General features: G+C 53.0%; 8 protein-coding genes and 2 pseudogenes. 8 read left to right on the top strand and 2 right to left on the bottom strand.

Going from position 1 to position 18796, the window contains the following annotated elements:
* Positions 1-1533: 1533 nt before the first annotated feature.
* The gene (locus JQR90_RS23755) at positions 1534-11703 is read left to right on the top strand and encodes a calcium-binding protein (protein WP_434141462.1); all 10170 of its coding nucleotides are present in this window, start codon (positions 1534-1536) and stop codon (positions 11701-11703) included.
* Between the two features lie 278 nt (positions 11704-11981).
* Here JQR90_RS23755 and JQR90_RS23750 read toward each other — a convergent pair whose 3' ends face one another.
* Positions 11982-12938 carry a tyrosine-type recombinase/integrase gene (locus JQR90_RS23750; RefSeq protein ID WP_434141464.1) on the bottom strand — a complete coding sequence of 319 codons (957 nt, stop codon included), beginning with the start codon at positions 12936-12938 and terminating at the stop codon, positions 11982-11984.
* Between the two features lie 316 nt (positions 12939-13254).
* Between JQR90_RS23750 and JQR90_RS23745 the strand changes: the two genes are divergently transcribed.
* The 6 genes and pseudogenes from JQR90_RS23745 (at position 13255) to JQR90_RS23720 (ending at position 16321) form a co-directional block, all read left to right on the top strand.
* Entirely contained in the window at positions 13255-13497 is a 243-nt protein-coding gene (locus JQR90_RS23745) for an AbrB/MazE/SpoVT family DNA-binding domain-containing protein (protein ID WP_434141466.1), read from the top strand.
* Positions 13494-13895 carry a PIN domain-containing protein gene (locus tag JQR90_RS23740; protein ID WP_434141468.1) on the top strand — a complete coding sequence of 134 codons (402 nt, stop codon included), beginning with the start codon at positions 13494-13496 and terminating at the stop codon, positions 13893-13895. The genes JQR90_RS23745 and JQR90_RS23740 overlap by 4 nt, the downstream gene beginning before the upstream one ends.
* Before the next feature lie 100 nt (positions 13896-13995).
* Positions 13996-14102: pseudogene (locus JQR90_RS23735) on the top strand (tyrosine-type recombinase/integrase); the annotation flags it as partial.
* Between the two features lie 167 nt (positions 14103-14269).
* A complete protein-coding gene (locus JQR90_RS23730; RefSeq protein WP_434141470.1) occupies positions 14270-15106 on the top strand; it encodes a hypothetical protein in 837 nt (278 codons plus the stop codon).
* A gap of 96 nt (positions 15107-15202) precedes the next feature.
* A complete protein-coding gene (locus tag JQR90_RS23725; protein ID WP_434141472.1) occupies positions 15203-15682 on the top strand; it encodes a hypothetical protein in 480 nt (159 codons plus the stop codon).
* A gap of 99 nt (positions 15683-15781) precedes the next feature.
* Positions 15782-16321, top strand: coding sequence for a hypothetical protein (locus tag JQR90_RS23720; RefSeq protein WP_434141474.1), 540 nt, complete (start codon positions 15782-15784; stop codon positions 16319-16321).
* Between the two features lie 274 nt (positions 16322-16595).
* Here the strand turns inward: JQR90_RS23720 and JQR90_RS23715 are convergent.
* Positions 16596-17638, bottom strand: a pseudogene (locus JQR90_RS23715) (IS110 family transposase).
* Positions 17639-17788: 150 nt separating this feature from the next.
* Here JQR90_RS23715 and JQR90_RS23710 point away from each other — a divergent pair.
* Positions 17789-18748, top strand: coding sequence for a hypothetical protein (locus tag JQR90_RS23710; protein WP_434141476.1), 960 nt, complete (start codon positions 17789-17791; stop codon positions 18746-18748).
* Positions 18749-18796: the final 48 nt, after the last annotated feature.

The following is an 18796-nucleotide window of genomic DNA, read 5'->3' as shown; positions in this document are numbered from 1 at the left end:
GGATCCATTGTAGATACAGTCAATATAGGCCTAAAAGCGGTAACAGCATTACAAACTAATGACGCGGCCGATTGGAAAGACATGGGCGGTACAGCGGCAGGTATTCTTGGCGCAGGATTATTCACATCTATTGCTATTCCAGCAGTTGGCTTCTTCGCAACCGCGTTAGGTATAGCCGGCGCTCCGCTCGCAATAACAACTTTTCTAGTTGTAGGAGTAGCAGCTTTTTATGGGGACCAAGCTGGAAATACAATATTTGAAGGATATCAGGGCATTGCTGATCTCATCATAGAGAATCTTTTAGATGAACCAGATATTAATGCTGTTAAATCTAGCTTTGGTCAGGCGGAAATTACTGTTAGTCCCTTAATACTAGATTTAGACGGAGACGGCGTTGAGACCATTTCAAGCTCCTTAGAAACTCATTTCGATCATGATAGCAATGGTTTTGCTGAGACGACAGGCTGGGTCGGAAAAGACGACGGTCTTCTTGTTTTAGATAGAAACCAAGACGGCGTTATCAATAACGGCTCTGAGCTTTTTGGAAACAATACTGCTCTCAATAATGGCAATAAAGCCGCCAACGGTTTCGCTGCGCTTGCCGATCTAGATAGTAATAAAGACGGTAAAATCGATAGCAACGATGCCGACTTCTCTAGCTTGAGAGTTTGGAAAGACATCAACAGTGATGGCGTAACTCAGAACGGAGAACTACTCACATTATCTGAAGCTGGCGTTAATAGCTTAAATCTGAGCTATCAAAGCTCGACAGCTGTAGACTCAAATGGTAACCAACATTTACAAATAGGAACCTATACTAAAGCTGATGGTACGACCTCAGCTATGGATGATGTTTGGTTCAAACAAGACCTAACTGACACAGTTGATCAGAATTTAGTTACTGTAAGTGCAGAAATCGAAGCCTTACCTGATGTTCAAGGTTTTGGTAATGTTCATAGCTTGCACCAAGCTTTAGCTAGAGACACTTCCGACACCTTAAAAGGTCTCATCTCTCAGTTTGCACAAGAGACTGACATAAGTAAGCGCTATGACTTAGTAGATCAAATCCTATTTGCATGGACAAGTTCTAGCTCTTATTCAATTTCCAGTCGTGGCATCTATTTCCCGGACGGCCGAAAGCTTTATGCTTTGGAAGCATTTATGGGGGAGGCTTTTACTCAAGGCAGCGGCACGAATGCTGGCCTCCATGACCCAGGTCCTGAAGCTACCAAGGTTTTATTAAAGGCATACGAAGAGTTATCTTCTTATGTTTATAGCAGCCTTGTCTTGCAAACCCAGTATAAGTCTCTATTTGATTACGTATCGCTCAGCTTTGAAGATAATGACATTTCATACGATGTCTCTAAGTTGGCTAACTATTTTGAAGATAACTATTCTTTAGACAGCGATCAAGCAACAGTCCATATTCTTGACTTTGCAAATAGCCTAAAAGCAGTATCTAACGATACAAGCACATCTATTCTAGAAGCACTGCGGGCTCAAGGTGATATTTACAGTTCGGGATTTGATTTCTTGCTTGCTAGTCTTGGGCTATCGACTCAGATAGGTGACTCAGGAGCCAATACATTAAATGGTAGTGATAGCCAAGATGACTATCTTCTAGGTTTAGCCGGTAACGACACATTAAATGGATACGCTGGTAACGATCTGCTGCAGGGCGGCGCTGGTAATGACCGTTTGTATGGCGGCGCTGGTAACGATGAACTAAGGGGTGATGCCGGTAATGATTACCTAAACGGCGATACCGGCTCGGATATCTACCGCTTCAACCGCGGCTGGGGTCAGGACTCGATCAACAACTACGACACCGGTACCGGCAAGGTTGATGCAATCGAATTTGCTTCTGATATCGCAGCCTCTGACATCGTAGTCAGCCGCTCCGGTACTGACCTGATCCTGACGCTCAAGGGCACTACCGACAGGATCACCGTTAGCAGCTACTTCAATAGCGATGGAACCAGCAGCTACAAGCTTGAGGAAATCCGCTTTGCCGATGGCACCACCTGGTCAGTCGAGCAGGCCAAGGTCATGGCCTTGCAAAGCACCGACGGTAATGACGCACTATGGGGCTATGCTACAGACGACACCATTAGCGGTGGTCTGGGCAACGACACCATCTATGGTGGCTCTGGCAACGATACGGTATCAGGCGATGCTGGCAACGATTACGTTTATGGCGAAGCCGGTAACGATACTGTTATAGGCGGGGATGGTGCGGACTACCTTTCCGGCGGAAGCGGTAACGACCTGCTGCAGGGCGGTGAAGGTGCGGACCGCCTTTACGGTGAGTCCGGCGACGACGTGCTTGAGGGCGGTGCCGGTAATGACAGCCTCAGCGGTGATGCTGGTTCGGACATCTATCGCTTCAGCCGCGGCTGGGGTCAGGACTCGATCAACAACTACGACACCGGTACCGGCAAGGTTGATGCAATCGAATTTGCTTCTGATATCGCAGCCTCTGACATCGTAGTCAGCCGCTCCGGTACTGACCTGATCCTGACGCTCAAGGGCACTACCGACAGGATCACCGTTAGCAGCTACTTCAATAGCGATGGAACCAGCAGCTACAAGCTTGAGGAAATCCGCTTTGCCGATGGCACCACCTGGTCAGTCGAGCAGGCCAAGGTCATGGCCTTGCAAAGCACCGACGGTAATGACGCACTATGGGGCTATGCTACAGACGACACCATTAGCGGTGGTCTGGGCAACGACACCATCTATGGTGGCTCTGGCAACGATACGGTATCAGGCGATGCTGGCAACGATTACGTTTATGGCGAAGCCGGTAACGATACTGTTATAGGCGGGGATGGTGCGGACTACCTTTCCGGCGGAAGCGGTAACGACCTGCTGCAGGGCGGTGAAGGTGCGGACCGCCTTTACGGTGAGTCCGGCGACGACGTGCTTGAGGGCGGTGCCGGTAATGACAGCCTCAGCGGTGATGCTGGTTCGGACATCTATCGCTTCAGCCGCGGCTGGGGTCAGGACTCGATCAACAACTACGACACCGGTACCGGCAAGGTTGATGCAATCGAATTTGCTTCTGATATCGCAGCCTCTGACATCGTAGTCAGCCGCTCCGGTACTGACCTGATCCTGACGCTCAAGGGCACTACCGACAGGATCACCGTTAGCAGCTACTTCAATAGCGATGGAACCAGCAGCTACAAGCTTGAGGAAATCCGCTTTGCCGATGGCACCACCTGGTCAGTCGAGCAGGCCAAGGTCATGGCCTTGCAAAGCACCGACGGTAATGACGCACTATGGGGCTATGCTACAGACGACACCATTAGCGGTGGTCTGGGCAACGACACCATCTATGGTGGCTCTGGCAACGATACGGTATCAGGCGATGCTGGCAACGATTACGTTTATGGCGAAGCCGGTAACGATACTGTTATAGGCGGGGATGGTGCGGACTACCTTTCCGGCGGAAGCGGTAACGACCTGCTGCAGGGCGGTGAAGGTGCGGACCGCCTTTACGGTGAGTCCGGCGACGACGTGCTTGAGGGCGGTGCCGGTAATGACAGCCTCAGCGGTGATGCTGGTTCGGACATCTATCGCTTCAGCCGCGGCTGGGGTCAGGACTCGATCAACAACTACGACACCGGTACCGGCAAGGTTGATACAATCGAATTTGCTTCTGATATCGCAGCCTCTGACATCGTAGTCAGCCGCTCCGGTACTGACCTGATCCTGACGCTCAAGGGCACTACCGACAGGGTCACCGTTAGCAGCTACTTCAATAGCGATGGAACCAGCAGCTACAAGCTTGAGGAAATCCGCTTTGCCGATGGCACCACCTGGTCAGTCGAGCAGGCCAAGGTCATGGCCTTGCAAAGCACCGACGGTAATGACGCACTATGGGGCTATGCTACAGACGACACCATTAGCGGTGGTCTGGGCAACGACACCATCTATGGTGGCTCTGGCAACGATACGGTATCAGGCGATGCTGGCAACGATTACGTTTATGGCGAAGCCGGTAACGATACTGTTATAGGCGGGGATGGTGCGGACTACCTTTCCGGCGGAAGCGGTAACGACCTGCTGCAGGGCGGTGAAGGTGCGGACCGCCTTTACGGTGAGTCCGGCGACGACGTGCTTGAGGGCGGTGCCGGTAATGACAGCCTCAGCGGTGATGCTGGTTCGGACATCTATCGCTTCAGCCGCGGCTGGGGTCAGGACTCGATCAACAACTACGACACCGGTACCGGCAAGGTTGATGCAATCGAATTTGCTTCTGATATCGCAGCCTCTGACATCGTAGTCAGCCGCTCCGGTACTGACCTGATCCTGACGCTCAAGGGCACTACCGACAGGGTCACCGTTAGCAGCTACTTCAATAGCGACGGAACCAGCAGCTACAAGCTTGAGGAAATCCGCTTTGCCGATGGCACCACCTGGTCAGTCGAGCAGGCCAAGGTCATGGCCTTGCAAAGCACCGACGGTAATGACGCACTATGGGGCTATGCTACAGACGACACCATTAGCGGTGGTCTGGGCAACGACACCATCTATGGTGGCTCTGGCAACGATACGGTATCAGGCGATGCTGGCAACGATTACGTTTATGGCGAAGCCGGTAACGATACTGTTATAGGCGGGGATGGTGCGGACTACCTTTCCGGCGGAAGCGGTAACGACCTGCTGCAGGGCGGTGAAGGTGCGGACCGCCTTTACGGTGAGTCCGGCGACGACGTGCTTGAGGGCGGTGCCGGTAATGACAGCCTCAGCGGTGATGCTGGTTCGGACATCTATCGCTTCAGCCGCGGCTGGGGTCAGGACTCGATCAACAACTACGACACCGGTACCGGCAAGGTTGATGCAATCGAATTTGCTTCTGATATCGCAGCCTCTGACATCGTAGTCAGCCGCTCCGGTACTGACCTGATCCTGACGCTCAAGGGCACTACCGACAGGGTCACCGTTAGCAGCTACTTCAATAGCGACGGAACCAGCAGCTACAAGCTTGAGGAAATCCGCTTTGCCGATGGCACCACCTGGTCAGTCGAGCAGGTCAAGGTCATGGCTGCCTTACAAAGCACTGACGGTAACGATATTCTTACGGGCTACGCTACAGATGACCAAATAAGTGGAGGACTTGGAAACGATACACTTAATGGAGTAGGTGGAAATGACGTTCTATCTGGTGATGAAGGTAATGATTTACTTTACGGCGGCACGGGTAACGATACGCTAATAGGCGGTAGCGGTGCTGACACCCTATATGGCGAGGATGGCAACGATACCCTCCAAGGTGGAGCCGGTAATGACTCGCTCTATGGCGGCTACGGTAACGATGTGCTTGATGGCGGTACCGGTAACGACTACCTCGAAGGCGGCTACGGCTCGGACACCTATGTCTTTGGCAAGGGCTCCGGTCAGGACCGTATCAGCAACTCAGCCTATAACGACACCACGGCCAATAAGCTTGACGTGATTCGTCTCGATGGCTTGAGCGCAACGGATGTCACCGTCTCTCGTGACTCCGACGACCTGGTTATTCGTGTCATCGGCACTAACGACAGCCTGCGTGTCAGCTCCTATTTCAGCCAGGACGGCAAGAGTACCTATGGCTACGCTGTCGACCAGATCCGCTTTGCCGATGGCAGCAGCTGGGATCTTGAGCGGGTCAAGGCTGAAGTTATCAAGGGCAGCGATAACAATCAGAACCTGCAGGGCTATGCCACAGCCGACACCCTGAGCGGCCTGGCTGGCAATGACACCCTGTATGGGCGGGCCGGTGACGACTCGCTTGATGGCGGCGAAGGTAAGGACACCCTGTATGGCGAGGATGGCAACGATACCCTCCAAGGTGGAGCCGGTAATGACTCGCTCTATGGCGGCTACGGTAACGATGTGCTTGATGGCGGTACCGGTAACGACTACCTCGAAGGCGGTTACGGCTCGGACACCTATGTCTTTGGCAAGGGCTCCGGTCAGGACCGTATCAGCAACTCAGCCTATAACGACACCACGGCCAATAAGCTTGACGTGATTCGTCTCGATGGCTTGAGCGCAACGGATGTCACCGTCTCTCGTGACTCCGACGACCTGGTTATTCGTGTCATCGGCACTAACGACAGCTTGCGTGTCAGCTCCTATTTCAGCCAGGACGGCAAGAGTACCTATGGCTACGCTGTCGACCAGATCCGCTTTGCCGATGGCAGCAGCTGGGATCTTGAGCGGGTCAAGGCTGAAGTTATCAAGGGCAGCGATAACAATCAGAACCTGCAGGGCTATGCCACAGCCGACACCCTGAGCGGCCTGGCTGGCAATGACACCCTGTATGGGCGGGCCGGTGACGACTCGCTTGATGGCGGCGAAGGTAAGGACACCCTGTATGGCGAGGATGGCAACGATACCCTCCAAGGTGGAGCCGGTAATGACTCGCTCTATGGCGGCTACGGTAACGATGTGCTTGATGGCGGTACCGGTAACGACTACCTCGAAGGTGGCTACGGCTCGGACACCTATGTCTTTGGCAAGGGCTCCGGTCAGGACCGTATCAGCAACTCAGCCTATAACGACACCACGGCCAACAAGCTTGACGTGATTCGTCTCGATGGCTTGAGCGCAACGGATGTCACCGTCTCTCGTGACTCCGACGACCTGGTTATTCGTGTCATCGGTACTAACGACAGCCTGCGTGTCAGCTCCTATTTCAGCCAGGACGGCAAGAGTACCTATGGCTACGCTGTCGACCAGATCCGCTTTGCCGATGGCAGCAGCTGGGATCTTGAGCGGGTCAAGGCTGAAGTTATCAAGGGCAGCGATAACAATCAGAACCTGCAGGGCTATGCCACAGCCGACACCCTGAGCGGCCTGGCTGGCAATGACACCCTGTATGGGCGGGCCGGTGACGACTCGCTTGATGGCGGCGAAGGTAAGGACACCCTGTATGGCGAGGATGGCAACGATACCCTCCAAGGTGGAGCCGGTAATGACTCGCTCTATGGCGGCTACGGTAACGATGTGCTTGATGGCGGTACCGGTAACGACTACCTCGAAGGTGGCTACGGCTCGGACACCTATGTCTTTGGCAAGGGCTCCGGTCAGGACCGTATCAGCAACTCAGCCTATAACGACACCACGGCCAACAAGCTTGACGTGATTCGTCTCGATGGCTTGAGCGCAACGGATGTCACCGTCTCTCGTGACTCCGACGACCTGGTTATTCGTGTCATCGGCACTAACGACAGCCTGCGTGTCAGCTCCTATTTCAGCCAGGACGGCAAGAGTACCTATGGCTACGCTGTCGACCAGATCCGCTTTGCCGATGGCAGCAGCTGGGATCTTGAGCGGGTCAAGGCTGAAGTTATCAAGGGCAGCGATAACAATCAGAACCTGCAGGGCTATGCCACAGCCGACACCCTGAGCGGCCTGGCTGGCAATGACACCCTGTATGGGCGGGCCGGTGACGACTCGCTTGATGGCGGCGAAGGTAAGGACACCCTGTATGGCGAGGATGGCAACGATACCCTCCAAGGTGGAGCCGGTAATGACTCGCTCTATGGCGGCTACGGTAACGATGTGCTTGATGGCGGTACCGGTAACGACTACCTCGAAGGCGGTTACGGCTCGGACACCTATGTCTTTGGCAAGGGCTCCGGTCAGGACCGTATCAGCAACTCAGCCTATAACGACACCACGGCCAATAAGCTTGACGTGATTCGTCTCGATGGCTTGAGCGCAACGGATGTCACCGTCTCTCGTGACTCCGACGACCTGGTTATTCGTGTCATCGGCACTAACGACAGCCTGCGTGTCAGCTCCTATTTCAGCCAGGACGGCAAGAGTACCTATGGCTACGCTGTCGACCAGATCCGCTTTGCCGATGGCAGCAGCTGGGATCTTGAGCGGGTCAAGGCTGAAGTTATCAAGGGCAGCGATAACAATCAGAACCTGCAGGGCTATGCCACAGCCGACACCCTGAGCGGCCTGGCTGGCAATGACACCCTGTATGGGCGGGCCGGTGACGACTCGCTTGATGGCGGCGAAGGTAAGGACACCCTGTATGGCGAGGATGGCAACGATACCCTCCAAGGTGGAGCCGGTAATGACTCGCTCTATGGCGGCTACGGTAACGATGTGCTTGATGGCGGTACCGGTAACGACTACCTCGAAGGTGGCTACGGCTCGGACACCTATGTCTTTGGCAAGGGCTCCGGTCAGGACCGTATCAGCAACTCAGCCTATAACGACACCACGGCCAACAAGCTTGACGTGATTCGTCTCGATGGCTTGAGCGCAACGGATGTCACCGTCTCTCGTGACTCCGACGACCTGGTTATTCGTGTCATCGGTACTAACGACAGCCTGCGTGTCAGCTCCTATTTCAGCCAGGACGGCAAGAGTACCTATGGCTACGCTGTCGACCAGATCCGCTTTGCCGATGGTAGCAGCTGGACCTATACAGATGTTAAAAGCCACGTTATTAACCAATCAGCTACAAGTAGCACTATAAACGGGACCAGTCTTAATGATTCATTAGTTGGAGGAAGTGGTAACGATTCGCTCTATGGTAACGCCGGAAACGACATGCTCGATGGCGGTACGGGTAATGACTATCTCAGCGGTGGCTCAGGCAACGACACTTTCCTCTTCGGCAAGGGTTCGGGCCAGGACACCGTCTATGCTTATGACTCTACCAAAGGCAAGGTCGATACCCTGCAGCTTACCGACCTCAATGCCAGCGATGTGACCGTACTACGTGACGGTAGCGACCTGCTGGTTATGGTCAATGGTACTACCGACAGCGTACGCGTTAGCAGTCATTTCACTAACGATGCCACCTATGGTTACCAGATCGATCAGATCGTGTTTGCCGACGGCAGCAGCTGGGATCAGGCCGCCATCAAAGCTCAGGTATTGCAAAGCACCGCTGGTGATGATGTGCTAACCGGTTATGCCAGTGATGACCTCATCGAAGCAGGCGCGGGTGACGATACGCTTAATGGCGGGGCTGGTAAGGACACGCTCAAGGGCGGCATCGGAGCCGACACACTGAATGGTGAGGATGGTGACGACGTGCTGTATGGCGAAAGCGGCAACGATTCGCTCTATGGTAACGCCGGAAACGACATGCTCGATGGCGGTACGGGTAATGACTATCTCAGCGGTGGCTCAGGCAACGACACTTTCCTCTTCGGCAAGGGTTCGGGCCAGGACACCGTCTATGCTTATGACTCTACCAAAGGCAAGGTCGATACCCTGCAGCTTACCGACCTCAATGCCAGCGATGTGACCGTACTACGTGACGGTAGCGACCTGCTGGTTATGGTCAATGGCACTACCGACAGCGTACGCGTTAGCAGTCATTTCACTAACGATGCCACCTATGGTTACCAGATCGATCAGATCGTGTTTGCCGACGGCAGCAGCTGGGATCAGGCCGCCATCAAAGCTCAGGTATTGCAAAGCACCGCTGGTGATGATGTGCTAACCGGTTATGCCAGTGATGACCTCATCGAAGCAGGCGCGGGTGACGATACGCTTAATGGCGGGGCTGGTAAGGACACGCTCAAGGGCGGCATCGGAGCCGACACACTGAATGGTGAGGATGGTGACGACGTGCTGTATGGCGAAAGCGGCAACGATTCGCTCTATGGTAACGCCGGAAACGACATGCTCGATGGCGGTACGGGTAATGACTATCTCAGCGGTGGCTCAGGCAACGACACTTTCTTCTTCGGCAAGGGTTCGGGCCAGGACACCGTCTATGCTTATGACTCTACCAAAGGCAAGGTCGATACCCTGCAGCTTACCGACCTCAATGCCAGCGATGTGACCGTACTACGTGACGGTAGCGACCTGCTGGTTATGGTCAATGGCACTACCGACAGCGTACGCGTTAGCAGTCATTTCACTAACGATGCCACCTATGGTTACCAGATCGATCAGATCGTGTTTGCCGACGGCAGCAGCTGGGATCAGGCTGCCATCAAAGCTCAGGTACTGCAAAGCACCGCTGGTGATGATGTGCTAACCGGTTATGCCAGTGATGACCTCATCGAAGCAGGCGCGGGTGACGATACGCTTAATGGCGGGGCTGGTAAGGACACGCTCAAGGGCGGCATCGGAGCCGACACACTGAATGGTGAGGATGGTGACGACGTGCTGTATGGCGAAAGCGGCAACGATTCGCTCTATGGTAACGCCGGAAACGACATGCTCGATGGCGGTACGGGTAATGACTATCTCAGCGGTGGCTCAGGCAACGACACTTTCCTCTTCGGCAAGGGTTCGGGCCAGGACACCGTCTATGCTTATGACTCTACCAAAGGCAAGGTCGATACCCTGCAGCTTACCGACCTCAATGCCAGCGATGTGACCGTACTACGTGACGGTAGCGACCTGCTGGTTATGGTCAATGGTACTACCGACAGCGTACGCGTTAGCAGTCATTTCACTAACGATGCCACCTATGGTTACCAGATCGATCAGATCGTGTTTGCCGACGGCAGCAGCTGGGATCAGGCCGCCATCAAAGCTCAGGTATTGCAAAGCACCGCTGGTGATGATGTGCTAACCGGTTATGCCAGTGATGACCTCATCGAAGCAGGCGCGGGTGACGATACGCTTAATGGCGGGGCTGGTAAGGACACGCTCAAGGGCGGCATCGGAGCCGACACACTGAATGGTGAGGATGGTGACGACGTGCTGTATGGCGAAAGCGGCAACGATTCGCTCTATGGTAACGCCGGAAACGACATGCTCGATGGCGGTACGGGTAATGACTATCTCAGCGGTGGCTCAGGCAACGACACTTTCCTCTTCGGCAAGGGTTCGGGCCAGGACACCGTCTATGCTTATGACTCTACCAAAGGCAAGGTCGATACCCTGCAGCTTACCGACCTCAATGCCAGCGATGTGACCGTACTACGTGACGGTAGCGACCTGCTGGTTATGGTCAATGGCACTACCGACAGCGTACGCGTTAGCAGTCATTTCACTAACGATGCCACCTATGGTTACCAGATCGATCAGATCGTGTTTGCCGACGGCAGCAGCTGGGATCAGGCCGCCATCAAAGCTCAGGTACTGCAAAGCACCGCTGGTGATGATGTGCTAACCGGTTATGCCAGTGATGACCTCATCGAAGCAGGCGCGGGTGACGATATGCTTAATGGCGGGGCTGGTAAGGACACGCTCAAGGGCGGCATCGGAGCCGACACACTGAATGGTGAGGATGGTGACGACGTGCTGTATGGCGAAAGCGGCAACGATTCGCTCTATGGTAACGCCGGAAACGACATGCTCGATGGCGGTACGGGTAATGACTATCTCAGCGGTGGCTCAGGCAACGACACTTTCCTCTTCGGCAAGGGTTCGGGCCAGGACACCGTCTATGCCTATGATACGAGCGCAACAACAGACGTACTGCAATTCGACTCCACAGTTAGCTATGAAGAGCTCTGGTTTAGAAAAAGTGGTTCGGACCTCGTCATTGATGTCATTGGTACCGACGATAAGGTCACTGTGAGTAATTGGTATTCGTCCAACTACTACCATGTCGATCAGATCAAGGCAGCCGATGGCAAGACGTTACTCGACAGCCAAGTACAAAACTTGGTCGATACCATGGCCTCGTTTGGTGTTGATGCCGGTGCTGAGACTAATCTCTCTAACGATCAGCGTGCTCAGCTAGACTCTGTTTTAGCGGCTAACTGGAAATAAGAGCAAGGGTGGAGGCTTCTCGTTGGAGAGGCCTCTACCCAATCTTTCTCCAAAAAAAATCAGGTTATGCTTTAGCTCTCATCATTCTTGTAATTGCTCTACTAGCTCCTATAGGCGCTTGGCTAATCTCATTGCCAGCAACACGTTTCTCAAACCTATATTCAACTTCTCTTCAACGTTTTCTTACGCAGAAACCGGTCTCCTTTATTAACGACCGATGCCTATCTAATACGCAAAGAACGGGTGTCATCGCCACCGAGCTAACTATTTTTGAAAATTTACAGCCGGATCCGCTCGACCTCATCGAGACTGATGTCGTCCCGCCTACGGTCGTACAGCTGCGTGGTCCGGGTGGAGGAGTGATTGGCCATGGCTGCCGCGTTCTCCAGCGTGCCGCCATTCTTCAGGTAGGCGGTAATGCCTGTCGCGCGAAAGGTATGGTTACCAATGGGCGTCTCGATCCCAGCAGCTAATGCCCGCCGCCGCACCATGGCATGCGCATTGGCCTGCGGCAGGGCATTGCGGCTCAGCTGCCCCGTGCCGCGGGCAATGGTCCGGAACAGGGGCCCCCTGGGATCCGCCTCGATGCCAGTGCCGACCAGGTAGGCATGCAGGTACTCCTCGAGGGAGTGATGGCAGGGCATCTCGTGCCGCTTGCCACCTTTTTCGCGTAGCCGCACCCACAGCCGGTACTGCTGCCGGTACACGTCCTCAACCCGCATCGTCAGGGCAGCCCCCACGCGGGCAAAGGAAAACACCATTAGCCCAATCAGCGCACGGTCCCTGAGCCCAATCGGCGTGCTCACGTCAATGCTGTCGAGTAGCGTCCGGGCTTCCGTGGGAGCCAGCACCGGCGTCTTGCCCTGCCGCGCACTGTGGCTGGGCCCACGCACCGAGGCCGCCGGGTTGGTGGGGATGACCTGCCCGGTCACCAGCCAGTCAAACAGGTGCCGCAGGGCGGCCAGGCGCTGCTTCACCGTGGGCGCCGACAGGGTCTGGGTCTGCCACTCGATCCAGGCCGAGACATGGAGCGGTTTGATATCCGCCATCGACGCCACCCCGACCGTCTCACACCAGGCCAGAAACTCGCCCACGGCGCGGCCATAGGCCCGCCGGGTGTGCGGGTTGCGGATGTTAGCAGTAAAGAAATCGACAAAGCGCATCTGCGCGCCGCGACCGGCCGCCTGGACCAGCGCAGGCAGGGTTATCGTTCCGATTAACGCAGGCGCTTTCATTTTTTTATCGATTCCTTCTTTTTAATAGGGTAGCTGTATGAAGGCACCATCAACCGCGTCGCGGGCCTAGCAGAAAGAACCGCAGGCTTAAAATAGATGATAAAGGACATTATCACATATATAACTATAGAAAAGAGCGTGTGGCCTGATTGCATCCTAACTATGCGAATAGTAAATCAATATCCTGTTTTTAATAGATAGTAACTATGGGACTCTCGACGGCTTGATACAGGGCCTTACCGCCAAATCAAAGTTATCGCTTTCCTACGCTCCTTACCTTAAAGTAAGGAAACAGAAATTAAAGAGGAGAGCTGTTATGGCCACGTCTACTGTGACCTCTAAAGGTCAAATTACTATTCCTGCCGAAGTTCGGAGCCGCCTTAATCTAGCTACGGGTGATCGCATCGAGTTTGTTGAAATAGCCCAAGGGCAATACGCGATTATTCCAGCGACACGCTCAATCAAGGAGCTGCGCGGCTGTATCAAATGGGACGGTGCGCCGGTCAGTATTGAAGAAATGAACGAGACCGTTCAGAGCGGCTGGGCAGACAAGGCATGATTGGACTGGATACCAATGTGCTGGTCCGCTATTTCGTCCAGGACGATCCCGCGCAAGCCTCATTGGCTACGGATGTTATCGAATCGCTAACGGAACAGGCGCCTGGCTTTATCGCCCAGATCGTGCTGGTCGAACTGTCCTGGGTCTTACGCCAACGCTATAAGGTGGACAAGGCACATATTGTTGAAGTCCTGCAGGGCCTGATTGGCATGCGCGAGCTTGTTATCGAGCAGGTTGAGGTAGTGGCTCGGGCGTTACGTCTCTACGCAGGGGCTCATGGGGATCTTTCTGACTGCCTGATCGAGTGCAATGGCCAGGCGGCCGGCTGCGAATACACATTGACCTTTGATGCCAAGGCCGCCCGGTCGGAAGGCATGCGCTTGTTGGCATCGTCCTAAAGGTTTTGATGCTGTAATTAAATGCCTCAATGACTAACGAAGAGTGAAATATCTATCTTCCTTAACTACCTTATTAACCTAGCCTGCAAAACTGGAGTAGAGAGTGTTGTCCGACGCTACCTTACGCCGCAAGCTGGCTGCCCTGGCCTCACCCTCTACGAGCGTAACGCGATAACAGGCAATCCGGTGGACGACGTTAAACGTCCTATAGTGTAGGCTCCCTTATACAGTCAGTGCTCCTCGGAAACGCCTGCCCTAAATAGGAAGATAAAGGATGATAAGGAAGGTTATACGTCAGACGCGTTCGGCATATTATCCGTCAAGTGACGTCTAATAGTAGTTAGCCCTCGCAAAATACTGTCGCAGGCCAAAATATGCTCCGAAACCTTCACCTGCTCATGGCGCTACCGAACGATCGGGGCGATATTGCATTTTCTGCAAAGAGGGCCGAGCACTTGCCCATTGAGGGCCTTCGCATCTATTTTCCATCTGGCCACTTCAACCGCCTCGATAAGATCGCCTATTGGTTAAAGCGACTCACGGCGAATCCCGTGCCTTGGGTGCGTCCTTCAGAAGCCAAGTGGCAGATTGATATTGCTGGGGTCAAGGCATCTTTTGAGAAAGAGATCTCAAAGTCCTATCCATACAAATCGGAAGTTGGCTGGCCTGCATGGCTCGAAGGTAGCATTTCCCTAACACCCGATTTCGAATCCGGTGCTGATTTTCAACCGCGCCTAGTCTTCTACATCACTGAACTTGTTGTAGCGAAGGCTCACAACCCATTACCGGGCGAGGCTATATCGGGGGCAATCGTCGTTCATCAGCATATTGAAGGGGGATATCACGTGAGTTCTGATCAATTCCACATCTCCAACGTTTCCGGACAGATCGGCGCTATCGGTGCTAACGCCAAAACCGAGGGCAATACCTTTTCACAGGCTTGGACACAAGCAACTTCAGGAATCGAATTTCCAGCCCTTGCATCAGAGCTTGCGCTACTACGTGCCGAGCTCCGAAAAATTGCTACTGACCTCGAGCATGATCAAGCGGTCGCGAGCATCGGGGCTGCCGAGGTCGCAGCGAAGAAGAACGATGGAGAAGGTGCGCTCAAGCACCTTAAGGCGGCTGGCAAATGGGCGCTCGATACTGCAACGAAAATCGGAACACAAGTTGCTGTTAAAGCCATCGAGAATGCAATCAAACTGCCGTGAGCCGAGGGCTAACACTGCGGTGCAGGGGACGCTGCGCGATAAAGCCGCGCAGCGTTCCTGACCTTGAACGTTAGGCGCTCAGAAGGACGGCAGCGGATGCAAGACACTACTTGGAAAACCTACGAAGATGTTGCTCAATTCATACTCAATGAGCTTGCAGAGCACTTTGGTCTTGGCCGAATCGAAGGAAAACAAATAGTTACTGGTGAGTCAGGCATAAGCTGGGAAATCGATGCTAAAGGTATAAAGTGCGGTGATGAAGGCATCGTTATTATTGAGTGTCGCTGCTATAAAAACTCAAAAATAAAACAAGAAGATATGGCTGCAATCGCTTACCGTATAAAAGACACAGGCGCTATTGGTGGTATTACTGTAAGTCCACTTCCGCCTCAGTCAGGCGCAAAAATTCTTGCAGCGCATGAAAACATCACATGTGTAAGTTTATGCCCTGAAAGCACCACGACAAATTATTTTCTAACATTCGTGAATCAAGCATTTGCAAAGGTAACAGAAACATTTCAAATCGGTGACATCTACCATATTGAAATATACAAAGAAGGAAAACTAATCGAATGAGCAGCCTAATAACTGGTTTAAATCGTTCGCTGCCCTTACTGAGACGGGCGAAAGCCTCCCCTTAACCAAACATTAGACTCTTTAAGGTACGTAAATATTATGCCAAAACGCGCAACTTCATTAACTGGAGCTGCTGGTGAGCATTATGTGGCTTATAAGCTCTCGGCAATGGGTTACCCTACGGCTCTAACTAGAGGCGGCTCACCAGTTATCGACTTGATGGTAGGTGACATAAGTGGTAATGGATCCATATCCATACAGGTAAAAACATCTAATAGCGCTCGCCGTGTTCACAAGAGAGACAAGAACAAAGATAAAGACAGGTGGGAGTGGGATGTTGGAAGCAAAGGGAAGAAGCTCAAGGGGGAGTCTATTTTCTATGCTTTCGTAAACTTAAAGGGCACCCCAAGCGCTATCAAGAACCCGCATCCTGAAGTATTCATTGTCCCCTCTGAGGATGTTTCCTCTTATCTTGATCGCCCAATGAGTCGCTATATGTTTTGGATAAAAGATAAGGACAAGGATCGCTATCTAGAAGCTTGGCATCTCATCACGGACCGTCTCCTTGGCCCCGTTCCTGCTGATCCAATTGATGAAGTGGAGTCAGTCGACGAGGAAAGTGTAGTAGAGCCTGCTTAATCTCCTGCCCATCTAACAACTTATATGGACTCTCCCCACAAGCAGTGAGGATAGCTTTTTCGATCCTGTCGTCAGCGCGGTTGCATTCGTATATCCGGCCTTTACTGGGCACTGCCCTGGCCATTCTGTAGTTCGCACAGCAGGGGCAAAGCGTTCAAGCGACCACAAAGATCATCATAGTTATCGACCTTGCTCTGCTGCAGGACTCGCCTGTTCCGACAGTCTCGCTTCTCACCACAACCACTAGAAACTCACTTCATTGTTAACCCCGCCGTCAGGTGGGCTTTATGCTGTGCCAGTTACCGCTGAACTGTCGCTCATGGCACCACACCGCCCAGCAGATCCTTACCAGCTTGTTGGCTAATGCCACGGCGACCTTGTTATGGCCGATGCGTTCAGCGGTGTCCAAGGCCCAACGCTGCAGTTGAGTCAGCCGCTCAGGTGTTCGCGCCTTGCAGCGTTTAGCTGCCAATGGCGCGGCTCGCGCGCCATGAATCAGCAAAGTGCGGACGTAGACGTTGCCTTTGCAACTGATCCGTCCAAGCCTGCGACGTTCCCCACTGCTGTATTCGTTCGGCGTCATGCCCAGCCAGGCGCTGAGGTGTCGGCCGCTGGCGAAACGTTCAGGCTTGCCAACGGCGGTCTTCAACGCACTGGCTGTCAGCAGGCCAATGCCACTGACTTCGTCGAGCTTATGGACTATTTCGTCATCGGCATGCCAGCGTGCCAGTTGCTCCTCGCACTCGCGCATCGACTGTTCATAGAGATTGATTTCAGCCAGCACCACTTGCAGCGCACCGCGCAAGGCACGTACTTCGGCCCGCTCGATCAGCTCGCACGCCTGGCGCAGAAAAGGCTTGATGCCGTTCGGTGCGTCAACCCCTGCCTCACGCAGGATGCCGCGCAACAGGTTGATGCGTTGAACACGGGATTTCTTCCAACCCTCGCGCAGCTTGTGGAGTTGCTGCACCTGCTGTTGCTGCATACTCTTGACCGGAACCGGGCGGATTTCCTGGCAGCGCGCTGCTTCCAGAATGGCGTCACAGTCGTTGCGGTCTGTCTTGTGCGTCGCCGATACGGGCGCACGTAACGAGGGTGTAAGAGCACGACACAATGTCCTTTCTCCTGCATCAACCGGCCCCAATGGTGAGCGGTGCCATAGGCTTCCATCACCCACTCGACAGGCTCGAGCTGCTCCTGTACATATTGCGCAAATGCCCTGGAGTCGAGCCGCTTGCGCCGATTCACCCGACCGACCTGAACACTCTCGGCAACTTGGTAAACGGACTTGGCCAAATCAACCGCTATGCGTTTCATCGCACCTCTTCCAGCGAACAGTCACCACTGTGTTATAGAAGAAATGTGGTGCAGGGAGAGTCCATTACAGCCTTCAAGCCGTTCGCTTCGCTCGCTGGGACGGGCTAAAGCCCGCCCCTTAACCAAACGTTATGCGTTCAAAGAGGAATCATGAAAAGAATTGCTTATGTAGGCCTCTCTAGCCCAATATTTTATGATTATGCCAATCAAGCCAGCCGCTGTGCATCCGATAATAGGTCCTCACCAAACCCAATATTAGATGGCCCTGTTGGGCTAATGCTTCTCTACGACGAAGTTTGGTTCCTATGTGAAAGTTTGTGCCCTCAAAATATGAGGCATCTAAATTATGTAAAGTTTTTAGATAGAACAAATCTTCTCAAGGGATTTGAATTTGATGGCTCTACTTCCGATGACTTTTTTTCTGAAGAGCAGGTTGGCGCACAGCGATTACACTTTAATACCTATAATAAAGTATTATTTGAGAAAGGAGTGCATTGGCACAGGGCCACTGACAATCACTCTCACTCACTATCAGTTAAAGGCTTAGATATCGAGCACATAAGCGGCAACTCCATGGATCATCGAAACGTGGCCTTTGATCTATGTATGACGAATCACTTGGGTCGAAATGTTGAGCTAATAACTAACCTATTTACAGAATCACTATTTCAGCCGTCTACTTCGTTTGTAAGGCAGGATCTGGCTCAAAATATTTTGATCCGCAACATCCCAAACTACTTAACTCCTTCGGGGCCATACTCTCCCTGCATAGATGAATTAAGAGCTCATGACCTATTAAGCTACTTCAGAAAATGGATTTCAGATAAATACGATAGTTTTGATGGGCAGGAATCAAAAGAAATAGTGGAGGCCGTTGAGAGAACAATAGAAGAAGAGAAAAACAGGCTATTTTATAAATATCATGATAGAAAAAATGAATATATCTCTGTTGGGAAAACAACACTTGGATTTTTTTCAGATTATCTACTTCCAGGGGGCTCTGCAATACTTGATTTATTTAACCAAAGGGCCGAGTCCAGAGCAAAAGAAAGCAAAAGGTGGCAAGGCTTTGTAAGTAACGCAAATAATGTTTTTCGAGAGCGCGCATAACAAGCTCTTCAAGCCGACCCACTAAAGCGGGCGGCTTAAGCCCAACGT

Origin of the sequence: Pseudomonas sp. JZ114, from assembly GCF_051027705.1 — a bacterium.
GTDB lineage: Bacteria > Pseudomonadota > Gammaproteobacteria > Pseudomonadales > Pseudomonadaceae > Chryseomonas > Chryseomonas luteola.
The sequence above is the reverse complement of the archived record's forward strand: the minus strand, read 5'-3'. Positions and strand labels throughout refer to the sequence as shown.